This is a genomic window from Photorhabdus stackebrandtii, assembly GCF_011189495.1.
Classification (GTDB): Bacteria; Pseudomonadota; Gammaproteobacteria; order Enterobacterales; family Enterobacteriaceae; genus Photorhabdus; species Photorhabdus khanii.
The window spans coordinates 44025-61206 of sequence record NZ_PUJV01000024.1; the positions used below are offsets into that span (position 1 = coordinate 44025).

At 41.3% G+C, this 17182-nt stretch carries 15 protein-coding genes and 2 pseudogenes; 14 read left to right on the top strand and 3 right to left on the bottom strand.

From position 1 onward, the window contains the following. Positions 1–58: 58 nt before the first annotated feature. The 3 genes from eutC to eutA are packed head-to-tail and all read right to left on the bottom strand — an operon-like array spanning position 59 to position 3721. A complete protein-coding gene (gene eutC / locus C5470_RS16965) occupies positions 59–913 on the bottom strand; it encodes an ethanolamine ammonia-lyase subunit EutC (protein ID WP_036848026.1) in 855 nt (284 codons plus the stop codon). 21 nt (positions 914–934) lie between these two features. After that, entirely contained in the window at positions 935–2296 is a 1362-nt protein-coding gene (locus tag C5470_RS16970) for an ethanolamine ammonia-lyase subunit EutB (RefSeq protein WP_166290850.1), read from the bottom strand. Positions 2297–2308: 12 nt separating this feature from the next. After that, the gene (gene eutA / locus C5470_RS16975; RefSeq protein ID WP_166290852.1) at positions 2309–3721 is read right to left on the bottom strand and encodes an ethanolamine ammonia-lyase reactivating factor EutA; all 1413 of its coding nucleotides are present in this window, start codon (positions 3719–3721) and stop codon (positions 2309–2311) included. A gap of 313 nt (positions 3722–4034) precedes the next feature. Between eutA and cobA the strand changes: the two genes are divergently transcribed. The 14 genes and pseudogenes from cobA to C5470_RS17050 form a co-directional block, all read left to right on the top strand. Beyond that, complete coding sequence (gene cobA, locus C5470_RS16980; RefSeq protein WP_166290879.1) at positions 4035–4817, top strand: uroporphyrinogen-III C-methyltransferase; 783 nt, start codon at positions 4035–4037, stop codon at positions 4815–4817. A gap of 31 nt (positions 4818–4848) precedes the next feature. Next, positions 4849–5922 (top strand): threonine-phosphate decarboxylase CobD, encoded by a 1074-nt coding sequence (gene cobD, locus C5470_RS16985; protein ID WP_166290854.1) that lies wholly within the window; start codon positions 4849–4851, stop codon positions 5920–5922. After that, positions 5915–6775 (top strand): GHMP family kinase ATP-binding protein, encoded by an 861-nt coding sequence (locus C5470_RS16990; protein ID WP_166290856.1) that lies wholly within the window; start codon positions 5915–5917, stop codon positions 6773–6775. The genes cobD and C5470_RS16990 overlap by 8 nt, the downstream gene beginning before the upstream one ends. 19 nt (positions 6776–6794) lie before the next feature. Continuing rightward, positions 6795–7424, top strand: a pseudogene (locus C5470_RS16995) (NAD(P)-dependent oxidoreductase); the annotation flags it as partial. Positions 7425–7493: 69 nt separating this feature from the next. Then, the gene (gene cobO, locus C5470_RS17000) at positions 7494–8057 is read left to right on the top strand and encodes a cob(I)yrinic acid a,c-diamide adenosyltransferase (RefSeq protein WP_166290859.1); all 564 of its coding nucleotides are present in this window, start codon (positions 7494–7496) and stop codon (positions 8055–8057) included. Between the two features lie 384 nt (positions 8058–8441). Continuing rightward, positions 8442–9080, top strand: coding sequence for a hypothetical protein (locus C5470_RS17005; protein ID WP_166290861.1), 639 nt, complete (start codon positions 8442–8444; stop codon positions 9078–9080). Between the two features lie 919 nt (positions 9081–9999). Further along, a complete protein-coding gene (locus C5470_RS17010; protein WP_166290863.1) occupies positions 10000–10983 on the top strand; it encodes a phage tail protein in 984 nt (327 codons plus the stop codon). A gap of 262 nt (positions 10984–11245) precedes the next feature. Continuing rightward, positions 11246–11560, top strand: coding sequence for a tail fiber assembly protein (locus C5470_RS22905; RefSeq protein ID WP_166290881.1), 315 nt, complete (start codon positions 11246–11248; stop codon positions 11558–11560). A gap of 326 nt (positions 11561–11886) precedes the next feature. Further along, positions 11887–13590 carry a pyocin knob domain-containing protein gene (locus C5470_RS17020; RefSeq protein WP_242688053.1) on the top strand — a complete coding sequence of 568 codons (1704 nt, stop codon included), beginning with the start codon at positions 11887–11889 and terminating at the stop codon, positions 13588–13590. A gap of 5 nt (positions 13591–13595) precedes the next feature. Beyond that, complete coding sequence (locus C5470_RS17025) at positions 13596–14129, top strand: tail fiber assembly protein (protein ID WP_242688055.1); 534 nt, start codon at positions 13596–13598, stop codon at positions 14127–14129. 315 nt (positions 14130–14444) lie between these two features. Then, positions 14445–15335: a gp53-like domain-containing protein gene (locus tag C5470_RS22910; protein ID WP_242688056.1), complete on the top strand. Its 891-nt coding sequence runs from the start codon at positions 14445–14447 to the stop codon at positions 15333–15335. Between the two features lie 2 nt (positions 15336–15337). Next, positions 15338–15760, top strand: coding sequence for a tail fiber assembly protein (locus C5470_RS17040; RefSeq protein WP_166290867.1), 423 nt, complete (start codon positions 15338–15340; stop codon positions 15758–15760). A gap of 140 nt (positions 15761–15900) precedes the next feature. After that, positions 15901–16428, top strand: a complete 528-nt coding sequence (locus C5470_RS17045; protein ID WP_166290869.1) for a GNAT family N-acetyltransferase — start codon at positions 15901–15903, stop codon at positions 16426–16428. A 397-nt stretch (positions 16429–16825) separates the two neighbouring features. Beyond that, positions 16826–17062: pseudogene (locus C5470_RS17050) on the top strand (tail fiber protein); the annotation flags it as partial. Positions 17063–17182: the final 120 nt, after the last annotated feature.

A 17182-nucleotide genomic window follows, 5' to 3' on the forward strand; every position in this document is an offset into this window, starting at 1 on the left:
TATTTCAATTCATTATTTTTTAATTACCTGTTTATGATGCTGGAATAATCAGTTTCCATCAACGGCTAAGAGCAATGCCGGAGGCTTGTTGTGCCAGCATATTTTTAGCTAAATCGACAATAATTGCGGCGGCTTCGATCGGTGGTGTGCCGCCACGATGAATATTAGAGATACAAGTGCGGTCCGCCTCAACAGTTTTTTCTACAGTCGGCTTGTAGACCGCGTAGCAGGAGAGGCTTTCCGATTGCCCCAATCCGGGACGTTCCCCGATAAGTAAGATAACCACTTTCGCTTTCAGCAATTCGCCAATCTGATCTTCAATTTTAACGCGGCCATAGCGCACAAAGAACGGTGTGCCGATGCACAATCCTGCTTGTTCCAGCCCTTTTAGCAGAGGTGGCAGAATATCTTCATAGTTGGAAATAATAGCATCAGTAGAGAGACCATCGGAGACAACAACCTGTACGTCAGGATCAGTTTTACACTGTGTCAGCAGAGTTTCTACAGCATTGGCACTGAGTTTTCTCCCCAGATCAGGGCGAGTCAGATAGCGGTTTTTGTCGCTGATTTGAGATTGCACTTCCAGCAATCCCTGCTTTTCTATCCATTCAACCGGGACTTCTTTCAGCACCGTATCCTTGGAACGGGAGTGGTCAGCCAGAAAACGCAGTAATGCTTGGGTTCGCGGACGTGGACCACTGCGGCCGGTACAGACTCTTGATACGGTGCTGCGACGTAATTCCTGTAGGACTTCCATTCGGTTCGGGTTTTGTACACCAATCCACTGTTTGGCTTCCAGGGAACCTAAGTCCAGCGTACAGCTTTCAGCTTCGTCAGTAATTTCAGGAGAGGCATGTGGTTCCTGACCAGATACCACATTGCTTACATTTTCTTCAATTTGTTTTTGGTTCATGTGATTTATCTCAACAAAGCATCAGAAAAAGAACGACGCATCACCTGCGCGTGATGTTAAGCGCCCGTTTGCCATGATCCCCATGTTTTCCAGCCAGCGTTCAAACTCGGGTGATGGACGCAAATTGAGCAGATGGCGGATAGTGGCGGTATCGTGGAAAGCGGATGTTTGGTAATTGAGCATAATATCATCACCGAGCGGCATGCCCATGATGAAGTTACACCCTGCGGTTGCCAGCAGGATCATCAGGTTTTCATTCTGGTTCTGATCGGAATCTGCATGATTGGTATAGCAGCAGTCACATCCCATTGATACACCGCTGAGTTTTCCCATAAAGTGATCTTCCAGTCCGGCGCGGATAATTTGGCGATCATTGTAGAGGTACTCCGGCCCGATGAAGCCGACGACGGTGTTAACCAGGAATGGATCATAATGGCGCGCCAGACCGTAGTTCCGTGCTTCCATTGTCACTTGATCCGCACCAAAGTGAGCGCCAGCGGAGAGGGCAGAGCCTTGACCGGTTTCAAGATACAGGCAGTTATTGCCGGCAAGACGGCAATATTCCGCGCCGACAGCTTGTGCTTCATCCAACATAGCCAGCTCTACCCCAAACTCTTTCAGCCCTTTTTCACTGCCACAGATACTTTGGAAGATTAAACCACCCGGAGCCCCACGCTTAATGGCTTCTATCTGGGTGGTGACATGGGCTAAGACACAGCCCTGTGTTGGGATGGCGAATTTGTCGATCACCTCATAGATGGTATCCAACACGCGAGTCAGGTTTTCCACATCGTCCGTTACCGGGTTAACGCCGATGACGGCATCACCAATGCCAAACGCCAGTCCTTCGTAAATCTGGGCCAGAATGCTTTGTACTTCGTCGCGGGTATCGTTGGGTTGAAGGCGGGCGCTAAACGTTCCCGGCGTGCCAATGGTGGTATTGGCTTTTTTGATCACCGGCATTTTTTTCGCGCCATAAATCAGATCGGCGTTGGAACTGATTTTTGCCACAGCGGCGACAACCTCAGAACTTATCCCTTTGCGAAGAAAGGCAATATCATCCACGCTAGTGTCATCGCTCAATATATATTCACGTAGTTCACCAATGCGCCAGTTTTTTATGCGAGTGTAGGCAATTTCGTTAATGTCATCCTGAATAATGCGGGTAACACAATCTTCTTCATAGGGAATAACCGGATTCATACGGATATCCGCTATCGTCATTTCCGAGAGGACATGTTTAGCCGCTACACGTTGTTGAGAACTTTCGGCAGCTACCCCGGCTAGTATATCCCCTGAACGCGGTTCGTTAGCCATTGCCAGCACCTGTTTAACATCCTTAAACTGATACGTTTTACCAAAAAGTTGTGTTTTTAATTTCATGTTTACGCTCTCTCAGGAAGGAAAAGCCAGTGATTTGATGGTAACGGGAACGACGGCGCCACCAAATAATGGAACCCCAATATCGATATAATCTCCGGTGTGGGTAATCACTTCGTCAATTACCGCCAGTGGCCGTTCTCCCATCAGAGGATGCAGCAGCATACCCAGCGCTTTACCAAAGTCCTGACCGGCAACGATCAGCAGCGGATGGGAAGAGGGATAACGTTCGGTAAAATCCTGTAAAGCGGTGATGCATGTTTGTACTGCGGCATAATTGACTGGCAGAGCATCGGGCAGAGCCAGGGCATACAGATCTTGCTGTGGGTCAAGGTCCATTTGTGTCAGTGCTTGCAACCAGGTTTCTGTCAGTAATTCAGTGACCTCTGTTCCAGGATGAACCACAGGGATGTTGCACAGAGGCAGCGACAGCGTATCAAGCCAGATAGTGCTGCCGGATAGTGATAATGTATGAGCGCCGGCGCCAATCACGGTGGCGCGGACGGTTTGTTTTGGTACTTGCAGCGGTAGCCTGGTGAAATCATGATCACGATGAATAGCGTTCGCCAGTAGTGGCCCTAGATCGTGAAAACGGAATAGGTCACTGTCTGACGCTTGACGATAACATTCACCTACACCGCCGGAGAGGGTGACAGCATAGAGTTCGTTACAGTTTGGTAGTGGTTCAGTCATCAGCAATTGCCGTGCCAGTGGGGTGAGATGCCCGACGGCGACTTCCCATAGCAACTGTGACATTCGGGCGGCAGTCTGTTGTATTTGTGTGGCTGTCAGATGTTGAACATCTGTGTTTTCACCAAACAGAGAATGAACGATGAGCGTTCCGGGCGGATGTGCCCGCAAGACTTTTCCTTGAGGGTCGGTTTCCAATAAGCGGCCGCCGACATTCAGGCAAGCAGAGGCGACCAGCCGTCCGGCATCGAACAGCGCGTAGTTTGCTGTGCCGCCGCCGATATCAATGTTGAGCACTTTGGTCATCTTCTGTTGTGATAGTGCTTGAGCGCCGGAACCAAAACCTGCGATCACTGATTCCAGATGTGGCCCCGCTGTTGCTACAACAAAATCCCCCAGTTTTTGGGCCAGTGTCATGATCGCTGGACGTGCGTTACAGGTTTTTGCGGTTTCACCGGTAATGATTACTGCACCGGAATCGATACTTTCCGGAGTAATCCCCGCTGCCTGATATTGCGCCTGAATTAAGTTGAGAAGCTCTTCTTCACGTAGTTGTCCAGCGAAATCTACCGGAGTAAATAACACTGGGCTTTGCCAGATAATTTCGCGTCGAACAAACTCATAGCGTGGTACTTGTGATATTGCCGCCCGGTTCACCAGTGACAGGCGCGAAAAGATCACTTGTGTGGTGGTGGTGCCGATGTCAATACCGACACTGAATAATTCCTTGGCCTCCATAGCTATGCCTCTTGTCTGTAATAAGGCGTATGTTGGCATTTTTTTCTATAAATCAGTATTAAATATCGGCAATTTGGCCGAAAATTCAACGGTAATCACAAAAACATCAGCGGTTGTAATAAAAATGGTGTAGGTCAAGGCAAAAGGCTAAGTTACCAGAAGAAACAAACAGATAAAGTCAGAATGTGTCAGGACAGATTGTCATCATCAATACATCAATAAAAGTGAAGAATTATTGATCTTACACCATATCGTGTTGCTGGCTATGGGTAATATATCTTCCAACAGACTTTCGTTACAGGGTGAAAAAATGATGAATAGCGGAAAAGTTTGGTTGGTAGGCGCCGGTCCTGGCGATGCGGCACTGATTACTGTCAGAGGATTACATTGTATTCGTCAGGCTGATGCGCTGGTGTATGATCGGTTAGTCAGCCAGGATCTATTATCTGAAGCACCTGAGCGCTGCAAAATGATTAACGTCGGCAAAACGCCGAATTATCACCCAGTGCCGCAACGGCAAATCAATCAGATCTTGGTAGAGTGCGCGCAACAGGGGTTAAATGTTGTTCGGTTGAAAGGTGGCGATCCTTATGTGTTTGGACGTGGTGGTGAAGAGGCCGAAGCGTTGGCACTGGCGAAGATCCCTTTTGAAGTTGTACCGGGTATCAGCTCATCAATTGGTGGTCTGGCTTGTGCCGGGATCCCTGTGACTCATCGTGATTATGCTTCAGGTTTTCATGTTATTACCGGTCATCTGCGTCAGGGAAATGAACCACAGGATTGGGCGACATTGGCAAAGTTGGAAGGCACACTGGTGATCCTGATGGGAATGACGCAACTGGCAAGCATTTGTAAGCAATTGATCGCAGGCGGTAAAGCACCGACAACCCCGGCGGCGGTGGTGATGTATGCAAGCCACCAGCAACAGCAAGTAGCCAGTGCAACTTTGCTAACGCTGGCACAGCAAGTGGCGGCTCAGGGATTGTCTGCGCCGGCATTGATTGTGATTGGTGATGTGGTGCGTCTGCGGGAAACATTGGCTTTTCACCGGGAGCGTTTGTTGCTGGCTTCCGTTTCATCACTGATGGCACTTTGATTCTCTATTTAACATGTGGATTTGACATTTGATGAGCGAACATGGTGGCAATGTGCTGGAAATGGCGCAGAAAATCGGTGTTACAGCAGAGGAAATAACGGATTTCAGCGCTAATATTAATCCGTTGGGGATGCCGATATCCCTGAAAGCGGCCATTATCGATCAGTTGCAACGTGCTGAATGTTACCCTGATACCGAATATCGCCGATTACATGCAGCGCTGGCGCATGTTCATCATTGCACCGCTGAAAACCTGATAGCGGGTAACGGTGCTACTGAACTGATTTATGCGGTAGTGAATTATCTTAAGCCGCGTCGCGCTATGCTATTAATTCCAGGATTCGCTGAATATCGGTGCGCTTTACTGCGAGTTGGTTGTCAGATTGATGATTATATGATGAGTGAAACAGAGGGCTATCAGCCTGATGAGCGTTTGCTGGCAGCGTTGGATCGTTGTCGCCCTGATTGTCTGTTTCTTGCCACACCGAATAACCCAACCGGCCTAATGCCGGATGCTGAACTGTTACAGGCTGTGCTTGAACGTTGCCACCAACATAATATCGCGCTGATTGTCGATGAAGCGTTTATTGATTTTCTCCCGGATGCTGCCGGATTTATTCCCAAGATAGCCCATTATCCTCACCTCTATATTTTGCGTTCATTAACCAAGTTTTTTGCTATTCCGGGATTACGTCTTGGCTATCTGGTCAGCAGTGATGTAGCAGGTATTCAGGAGATGAAATGCTGGCGGGAGCCGTGGAGCATCAATGTTTTTGCGGCATTGGCCGGTGAAATCATTCTCAATGATAAAGCTTACATTCAGGCAACACACTGTTGGCTGGCACAGCAGCAACGTTGGCTCTATCAGGCATTAGTTGCGTTGCCGGAGTTATGTGTCTGGCCTCCTGCGGCGAATTACATTTTCTTGCGTTGTCTGCGCCCGGAAATCGATCTCCAGCAAGCGTTGTTGAAACACCGAATACTTATCCGCCATTGCGCTAACTATCCAGGTTTGAGTGCTGCTCATTACCGGGTTGCCATAAAGGGCAAGCATGATAATCATCGGTTGGTATTGGCGTTGCGTCAGGTATTGGGTTATGGCTGAAGCCCGCTGTCCCGCATCGTGTGGTGAACTTATTCAAGGGTGGATTCTTGGTGGTGAGAAGTTGATCTCTTGTCCGGTGAACTGGTTTAGCGAGGTTTCTGTTACCGATGGTGTACCGGGGAAACATGAACGTCCCCGTATGCGGCAGATAATGAAAGCTGTACTGGCGCACTTCGGCCTGTCGGTGGATATGGCGCAAGGTTTACATATCTCTTTTGTTTCTACGATCCCAGTAGCTAAAGGGCTGGCAAGCAGTACCGCAGATATTGCCGCTACGGCGCTGGCGACGGCGCGTTATCTGGGAAAAACATTGGATGAAACAACACTTTCCCGGTTTTGTGTACAGGTGGAACCCACGGATAGTACGTTGTTCAGCCGTCTTACCTTGTTCGATCATCAAACGGGTGCTACTCAAATTGCATGTGACTGGCAACCGCCTATCGACATTTTGTTATTGGAAAGCCAGGAAACGTTGATTACGGCTGATTATCATCGCTTGGATCGACATCAGACATTGTTGGAAAGCGCCTCAGTGCTAGCGCAGTCTTGGCGACTATTTTGTCAGGCCGTTGCCACACGGAATTGCCTGCGGTTGGGGGAAGCCACGACGCTCAGCGCGCAGGCGAATCAAAAACTGTTGGTAAAACCGGCACTTGACAACTTGTTGGAACTGGTAGAACACAGTGGGATCTACGGATTAAATGTTGCTCATAGCGGCAGTGTTGTAGGATTGTTGTGTAATCGTCACCATCATGATGTTGAGTACCTATGCTGGTGGCTAAGACACCGGGGCATTACCGGTTTTTATCCGCGTCAGCATTTGCTGACTATGATACCGGGTGGCGTGCGCTAGCTGAGGAGAGGGAATCATGCTGGATTATTTGCCGATGTTTTGTCAGATTCGGGATAAAATCTGTCTGTTGGTTGGGGGAGGTAAGGTGGCTGAACGCAAAGCGCGTCTATTATTGGATGCCGGTGCGCGTTTGCTGGTTAATGCACGGGAATTTACTGCGCAATTCCAGATTTGGGAAGATGCGGGTCAAGTGACACTGATTCGTGGTGAGTTTGAACCTCATTGGCTTGATCTCTGCTGGTTGGTGATTGCTGCGACCAATGATGCAGCAGTTAATGGTTATGTCAGTGATAGTGCGACGGAGCGCCGTATTTTCTGCAATGTGGTGGATGAACCACAACAGGCAAGTTTTATTACACCGTCAGTCATTGATCGCTCGCCGCTGGTGATTGCTATCTCTTCCGGGGGTAATGCACCGGTATTGGTCAGGTTATTGCGTGAAAAACTGGAACGGCTGTTACCGATGCATCTTGGCAGTCTGGCTGCTTACGGCGGGACACTTCGCCAGCGGGTAAAACGGCATTTTCATCATCTGGCGGCTCGCCGTCGCTTTTGGGAACGGTTTTTTACCAGTGAGACGTTGACGCAATCGTTGATCAGTCAAGATCGTCAACAAGTTGATCGTGTGATAGAAACACTGTTCTCTGAGTTATCTCAAGCAGATACGAAAAAGACGGATAGTTGCTCGTTGCCTGATTAACATACTGGAGTGATAAAGATGAGTGAGGAGCGGTATAAACAGAGAAAACAGCGGCAAAAAGAGAGATTCATGGCACAAGTTGCCGCTGCTCAGGAGAACCGGGGGATCGTCATCATCTATACCGGCAATGGTAAAGGGAAAACAACAGCTGCCATGGGAACCGTTACACGGGCGTTGGGGCATGGATTAAAGGCCGGGGTTATCCAGTTTGTTAAAGGAAAATGGTCAGCCGGTGAAGGTGCTTTGCTGGAACAACATGGATTAGAGTGTCAACTCATGCCGATAGCATTTACCGGGGAAATGCAAAATCATGTCAAAGAAATTGCTGCTTACACGGGTGCTTGGCAACATGCGCTGCGAATGATGCGTGATCCTGCGTTATCACTGGTAGTGCTTAGTGAATTGGCTTGTATGATAAATAGTGGATATCTATTGCTTGATGAAATTATTAAGGCATTAAATGAGCGACCAATCGATCAGACAGTTATTATTACCGGACGAGATTGCCATCCTGCGTTGATTGAATTGGCCGATACGGTCAGTGAAATGCGTGCTGTAAAACATGTTCTCAAGGAGTATTAAATTTCCCTTGAAATTTTTTACCCTCTCCTAATGCGTATTTTTTACTTAAATTAATCATATGGCAATATTATTTTTACAGTAATGAAAATATATGTAAATAATATATCAGCAGTTAATTAATTGTGATGAACTTGATAGGGAATATATTTCACAAAGCTTAAGGGTACATTAAATCAATTCAATGAAATATATTCCGCGATCTAATAATTTTAATTTATTTACAAGTTGGAATTTCTATCTAATATTGTCGATGAAAAAATTAACATTAATTTTGGTTTTAATATGTGGAATGAATTCGTGTAATTAATGTCACATTCTGTTGTGCTCTTTATTAAGTTTCGAACAGAGCATAGTTATTTATTTTATAAATTAAGAGATATAAATATGTCTATTGAAAATACCAATGTAGCTGATCAAACAACTGGCAAAGATTCAGTTGTACTTGGACATGCAGAAGCGCCGGCAGTACATTCCATCGCAATTGGTGCTTCTCCTCGTAATTCTAAAACAATCAGTGAAGCGGCTATTGCTATTGGGCAAAATCAACTTGCAGGTAAACAAGGTGATGCGAAGGTGGTTTGGCCAATTGCGATTGGTGCTGATTCTATATCCAGCGGCCTGGCTTCTATCGCTTTAGGGCAAAAGGTAACTGCCAGTGCGGCTCAGGCAGTGGCGATTGGTCAACACTCCTCTGCAACAGAAACAGGCAGCGTTGCATTAGGTGCAGATTCAATTGCTAATAAACCGAACGTTGTCTCTATAGGAAAAACGGGCCATGAACGTAAGATTGTGCACGTTGCTGCTGGCGATATTTCAAATCACAGTACTGAGGCGGTTAATGGTCAGCAATTACATGCTGAATCGGCAAAGCTTGAAATATTATTGGATGCAAAGAATAAGCAACTGGAAGAGAGAATTGAAACTCTGGAAAGTGATGTAGCTAATCTTACTCTGCTGATTCAGAATAGTACGGATGATCTTGCATTATTGAAGAAACGACTGCTTGATGCATTAAGTTATTGATACAATTTAATTATTGTTTTATATATTCTTGGTCGTCAGGCCAAGAATTTTGACCAGCTCCGCAACATAAAAGCCAGTTCGAAACTGGCTTTTCACTCATCGGATAAAAACTTAAAGAAAACGAGGTGTTGACAGATAGATAACAACACAGTGAACACTTGATATAAAAGATGTGACAGATTTCATGATGGGTTCTCTATTATTGGTAAAGTGTGATTTTTTTCACGAAAATCTAAATTGTGGCTGTGATTTTAATCAGAAAAACTTCATAGTCAAGCTGTTTTTAAAAAATTTTTTAAAAATTAAAATAATTTTGCATGGTGTTTTGAGCAACAGAAAGCTCGCATCTTACGGGGATGGAATGCTGATCGGTGGTGCAGACGCGGTAAAAAATTTTTTGTGTTTAAGCAGATAAGACCTTTTGTTATTTTCAGTGAGATAACGAATATATGATGGCTTTTATCTGGGGGATTTAACTTAGCGTTTACCTTGGTAAATTAAATATTGATATTTTTCGGAGGTGTGAAAATAATAAGGTAATCTCGTGGTTATATTAGTATTAAATGATAAACAAACTAAACATTTTTAGGAGTATATAAAATCTCAATATTAATAGTTAGAGTGGTTAATTATGAACTAATACATTGATGTACTTTGGTAAATAGAATAATTATGAATAGTGTTTGAAAGTTTAATTTGAATGCAATAGATATGTTTTATTTTGGTATGTTTTTAATTTCAATGTGTTGGATTATTTATTGCTTCTAATCATATAAAAATAGTTGATCATTTAATTTATAAAGATATTTCATTATTATTTATTTAAACTAGACTATGATTGACATGAATTACTGGAGACTTTTTTTGGTAATTAAATATATTGCTTATAAGATAATATTATTTGATTTAAGGAGTATATATGAGTCCCAAGAATGATTTTAAAGCTTTTTCTATTAGTAATAATGCTAATGTAGTAAGTCAGCAATCATATGAAGTAAGTTCAGAATTGCCGACTGGATTCCCACCATATACTGTTACCACTCATGTGTTAAATAAAGTATTGCGGCAAGCCTCAACAATATCGTCTGTTGTAGCTGATTTTATTGCGACACAATCTGGTGAGAATGTTTTGGATGATGGCAATATAGCTAAACTCACTCTACAATTAAATAAAGCCTTAGAACAAAAATTTATAACAGGAGTTCCCAATGCTTCATTAACACAAAAAGGTATTGTTCAACTTACCAATGTGATTGGTGATAGTGATACATTGGCCGTTACGCAAAAGCTAGTTAAGGAAATAGTCAATTCGTTGCTTGGAAATATTAATGGCAGGGTACCTAATAATCGAAAAGTCAACGGGAAGGAATTATCTGAGGATATCACTATTTCTGCGATTGATGTCGGAGCAAAACGCCCAGGTGATATCTATTTATCTGCACATCCAGCATCAGATTTGGCTAAAGGGGAGTATATTGCGAATGGTGATGTTTATGCGATTGATTCAATTGTTGGTAAGTCATTGAATAATTTATCAGATGCATATAAGACAGCGTGGGGAATTAAGCAGAATGGCGATAAAATAAACCTTCCTAATCTGTTTGTTGATGGGAGAGGGGTATTTATGCGTGCGGGCTTGAATCCTGGTGTGATACAAGGCGATGCGATTAGAAATATTACAGGTGATGTGGGGTTGTGGCATGATGGGTTTATTGCTCGTACCAGCGGAGCATTTTATGGTGTTAATGCGACCTCCCAAGCAAGTATTATGAAAAAGAATGCGCCTGATGAATATGCCAAATTCGCATATGCCATTTTTGATGCTTCAAGATTAGTACCAACGGCAAATGAAAATCGCCCGCTCAATGTCAGTATGATACCTATAATTTATTTGGGAGTATGAAATGAAGCAATGATAAATTATTATTTTGATAATATTAAGTCACACTGACTATTTATTGGGGCTGTTGATGCTAATCCGGGCAGTGAACTCCCGGTGAATGCTTTACGAATACAACCGCCATTTAAAGATGGATTTTGGCCATGTGAAAAATCAGAGCAATCACAGAAAAATAGAGAAGTTATTATTCCTGATGGTTTTACACAACAGTTAAGACTTTCGCAATACCATAAGTGGGATGGAGAATGGTTAAGTTAGTGATGATATTTATCAAAAATATGCTGCTAATAATGCACCAGAAGGAAAATATCGTATAGCCGGTGAAAATGGTTTACCGGAATGGGCGCATATTCTTCCACCAACAAAAGAAGAATTGCAGCAATATGCTGAAAATAAAAAACAACAATTTATTATAAAATCCAGCGAAAAAATAGCTCCACTACAAGATGCTGTTGATTTAGGGATTGCAACAGAAGATGAAAAAGAGGCTTTATTATCATGGAAGAAATATAGAGTGACGCTGAATAGGATTGATATTGAACAGGCTTTTGCTATTGAATGTCCGGAACAGCCAAAGTAATGAAAATGGCCTGAATAAACAGGCCATGCATACAATATTCTTATTGTTGTTGTAATTATAATACTGAAAGATTCAGTCTGATATATGAAAACGATGGAATAGTTTCATGTATTGAATGTCAATTGGTTAGATATATTTCCAGTTGCAATTTGTTTAGTTGTTTATTGCTTCTAATTATATAAAAATAATTATTCTTCTAAGTTATAAGAACATTTTATTATTGTTTTTATGAATTAAACTATGACTGTCGTAAATTATGAAGGATTGTTTTAACAATTATTGAACATATTGGTTGTGAATAATGCTATTTAATTTAAGGAGTATATATGAGTGCCAAGAATGATTTTAAGGCTTTTTCTATTGGTAGTAGTGCTAATGTAGTGAGTCAGGAAAAGTATGAAGTAAACCAGAGCTTGCAGACTGGATTTACACTGAATGATATTCCCGCTGATCTGTTAAACAAGGTATTACGTCAATCATCGACAATAGCATCTATGATAGCTAATTTTATTGCGACACAATCTGGCGATGATGTTTTGGATAATGGTGATATAGTTAAACTCACCGAGCAATTAAATAGGGCTTTAGAAAAAGAAATTGCAACAAAAGTTCCAAATGCCTCATTAATACAAAAAGGCGTTGTTCAGCTTACCGATGTGTTGGGCAATAGTGACACATTAGCGGTTACGCAAAAGCTTGTTCAGGAAATAATAAATTCATTACGCGACAATATTAATGCCAAGGTACACAATACCCGGAAAGTAAACGGGAAAGTGTTAGCTGAGGATATCAATATTACTTCTCAGGATATCTTTGCTGGGCAGGCGATTAATTTAGGTAATAATGCGGATTTGGATAATTACAAAACACCAGGAGTTTATTATCAAGAGTATAATTCTAGTGCCCAAAGTGGCAATAATTACCCTGAACCGTTTGCCGGTTCGCTTGTTGTATTGAAAGCCGCTGGAGTCGTTCAACGTTATTTCGTCTATAACAGCAGCCGGGTATATACACGCAGCCAATTTCATGATAATCCATGGACTCCTTGGGTTAGAGAATATAATGCAGTGAATAAACCTACTGCTGAGGATGTTGGCGCGTATACAAAAGCAGATTCTGATGCCCGATATATTACAGGGATCCGCAAAGTAAATGGAAAAGCTTTAGCTACGGATATCAGCATTACTTCTCAAGATATCCTTGCTGACCAGGCGATTAATTTAGGTGGCAGTGCGAATTTGGATAGCTACAAAACACCGGGGATTTATTATCAAGAGTCTAATGCTCATGCTAAAAATGGCAGTAATTACCCTGAGCCGTTCGCAGGTTCACTTATTGTATTGAAAGCGGCTGGGGTTATTCAACGTTATTTCGTTTATAACAGCAGTCGGGTATATACACGTAGCCAGTTTCATGATAATCCATGGACCCCTTGGGTTAGAGAATATAACGCGGTGAATAAACCTACCGCTGAGGATGTTGGAGCGTATACCAAAGCAGACTCTGATGCTCGATATATTACAGGGATCCGCAAAGTAAATGGAAAAGCTTTAGCTGCGGATATCAATATTACTTCTCAAGATATCTTTGCTGGTCAGGCGATTAATTTAGGTGGCAGTGCGAATTTAGATAGCTACAAAACACCGGGAATTTATTATCAAGAGTCTAATGCTCATGCCAAAAATGGTAGTAATTACCCTGAGCCGTTTGCGGGTTCACTTATTGTATTGAAAGCGGCCGGGGTTATTCAACGTTATTTCGTCTATAATAGCAGCCGGGTATATACACGCAGTCAGTTTCATGACAATCCATGGACGCCTTGGGCTCAAGAATATAATACCTTAAATAAACCTTCTGCTAATAATATTGAGGAGTATAAGAAATCAGAATCGGCGAATATCTATATTACTGGCATTCGCCTTGGTGCTGAGGTTTATCATAAAGATGGAAATGATTCCACCGAGATGCTTTATTCTAGCCCTATGCAATTTTCTAGTAACGGCCAATGGTTCACTATCGTACGAGGATAATAATAATGAGTTTAATAAATTTTGGTCCATTTGAACAATATGTGCCTGACAGTGAAAATGCTATTCAATTTGCACTTTATCTTCAAGATAAGCAGGGCAATGATTGGTATAAATCTCAAAGTCAATTTTCAATAGATACATTAAAAATTATGTATGACGCGACGGGTCTTATTCGTGCAATAACGACTGATGTATCTAAATTTGCGCCGCTTGGTTTTTCCGTCACAGAAATTAATAAGAATGATGCGCCTATAGGGTTTGATGAGAAAACCAAAGAGAAATGGATATTTGACGGTCAGAAAATATTGCCTTATGTTGCTACTAAAGAAGAATTAATACAGAAAGCAGAATATGAGAAATTTCAACTGCTGGTTAAAGTTAATAATATTGTCGCACCACTACAAGATGCTGTTGATTTAGATATTGCTACAGAAGCTGAAAAAGATACTTTATTAGCATGGAAGAAATATAGAGTGATGTTGAACAGAGTTGATATTTCATTGGCCCCTGATGTTGACTGGCCGGAGCAGCCGAAATAATGAAAAAATAATCTGAATAAACAGAACATTCATGCAATGGTTTTGTTGATGTTGGAGTTAACATACTGAAATAGATTCAGTTCATTATCTACAATAGAAAAATGGAAATAAGAGGTGTAAGGGGGGGGATAATTTTTTGATATTGAATTGCTTATTGAAGACAATTATGAAAGGATAGATAATATTTTAATATATAAGAATTTTTAATTATTTTTTTGAATCAGATGCCTAATTGATGTGAATTTGAATAAATCATTCGAACAATGATTTAATATATTTACTTATAAATAATATTATGTAATTTAAGGATGGTATATGAGTGCAAAAAATGATTTCAAAGCTTTTTCTATTAGTGATAATGCTAATGTTGTGAGTCAGGAAAGATATGAAGAGAATAAGGATTTACAAACTGGGTTTCCACCAAATAATGTTCCAACTCATGTGTTAAATAAGGTATTGCGTCAATCGTCAACGATATCATCTGTAGTCGCTAATTTTATTGCGGAACAATCTGGTGATGATGTTCTGGATAATGGCAATGTAGGCACACTTACTGCACAATTAGATAAGGCTTTGGAACGAAAGATCACAACAGAATCTGATGGTCGATTTATTCGGTTAAATACGGATACAAAAACATCTGGCTGTATATTATCTAAGACAGCAAATATATATGATGATCAATCCATGCGGGATTTATCATTGTCAGGTTTCTTGCGCCCAAATGGCTGGGCCGATTTGGGCGGATTGGCTATTCATATAGCTCATCCTAGTTGGGGGGTTCAACACTCAAGAGGAATTTCGTTTGAATACGGCAGTACATCCGGAGGTAACCAAGGGTTCGGAATACATACATACGCGTTTGACAAAGATGGTAAGTTTAAAGGTAAAAAAAGAATTTTAACGGAAGATGACAATAGTAAAGCGCTACTCTCAGTAAATGGATGGTGGAAATGTGGCAATACTGGAATAATTATTCAGTGGGGGCAAGCAAATGGTTCAATGAATAAAAATGATTACAGAAATTTCGTTATCCCATTTCCAAATGCTTGTTTTCAGGTTGTTGCAACATACCCTAGTTTCGATAATTATGGATTTGGTGTTGCTGCTTTACCTGTTTCTGCAAGTCAGTTTATTCTGACGTGCAGAAATGCTGAAAAATCATTAACAAATGGTTTAGTGAGATATTTGGCGATAGGATATTAATTATGTATTATTATAGTGAAAAAACAAATGCATTCTACCCTGTAGAATTGAAACAAAATTATATTGCTTCTGGTTCATTGCCCGATGATATTATAGAAGTTAGCGATGATATTTATCAAGAATATGCCGCTAATAGTACACCAGAAGGAAAATATCGTATAGCAGGTGAAAATGGTTTACCTGAATGGACAGATATTCCTCCACTAACAAAAGAAGAATTGAAGCAATATGCCGAAAATAAAAAACAACAACTTATTATAAAAGCCAGCGAACAAATAGCTCCACTACAAGATGCTGTTGATTTAGGAATGGCTACTAAAGAAGAAGAAACAGTTTTACTCGTATGGAAGAAATACAGAGTGATGCTAAATAGAGTCGATATTTCACAGGCTCCTGATATTGAATGGCCAGAGCAACCGAAATAATGAAAATGGCCTGAACAAACAGGCCATTTATAACTACCAAAATCTTTTCGGTTGGAGTTGGTTCATCAGCGCTTTCCTATACTTCCCGCAAAATATCTATGTTAATCTTAATGCTCAAATTAAAAGTCAGGAGTTTTTAAGTGAAGGATATAATGATTCGCCATATTGAAGAAGGTGATTGTGAACAAGTTCATCAGTTATACGCTAACCTGCAAGTTTACTGTGATACTTTGCAGTTACCCTATCCTTCTCTGGAAACATGGGCAAAGCGCATTACGAATCCTCCTGCGGGGTGTTTCTGTTTAGTTGCTTGTATTGATGGGAAAATTGTGGGTCAGATGAGTATAGAAATATGCCAGCTCTTGCGGCGTCGCCATATTGCTACTTTTGGTATGGGGGTACGCGCTGATTATCAGGGACGCGGTATTGGCAGTGAATTGATGAAAGCTATGCTCAATATGTGTGATAATTGGTTGAATATTGAACGTATAGAGATGGAGGTGTATACAGACAATAATGCTGCAATTGCATTATATAAGAAATTTGGGTTTGAGATTGAAGGAACAGCTAAACGTTACGCTTTTCGCAATGGTCAATATGCTGACATTTATTATATGAGTAGGATTTTAGATATTAGTGAGCGATCTCACTCTCTGTTAGAAAACTAATTTTTATGGATATAGTTTATAATGTAAATTATAATCTTAACTTTTGTAACCAATAGGCTTCAATTGGCGTAAAATCAAGGGAGAATAAATAAATTCTCCCGATTGGCTTTTGTTTTAGCAAAATTCCAGAAATAAAAAACCAGCCATAAATGATTGGTGAAAATTAAGCGAAAAATAGTTTTCAGATATTGAATATAAATTCTAGGTATGTTTTCGATTTTAACATATTGAATTACTGATTGTTGCTAATTATACAAAAACAGTTAACCTTATAAATAATAAGTATGCCGAATTATTTTTTTCTGAACTAGAATTTGATTGATGAGAATTACAGGGGGATTATTTTTGCAATAATTCAATATATTGATTATAACATCATTTAATTTAAGGAAGGTATATGAGTTACAAGAATGATTTTAAGGCTTTTTCTATTGATAATAATGCTAATGTGGTGAGTCAGGGAATATATGAAGAAGAACAAAGTTTAAAAACTGGGTTTCCCCCAGATAATGTTCCCACTCATGTGTTAAATAAGACACTACGTCAATCATCAATCATATCATCTGTCTTGGCTGATTTCATCTCGACACAATCTGGCGAGGATGTTCTCGATGATGGGGATATAGCTAACCTGAGGTTTGCTTAAGAAGGGAACTAAGTGCCTGAGGCACGATCAAAGTTTTTGTCAAAGAAAACAAAATCGTGGAGATCCTCAGGCAGGTTTAATTTAGAAGAACTTTACTGCTGCGTCGAT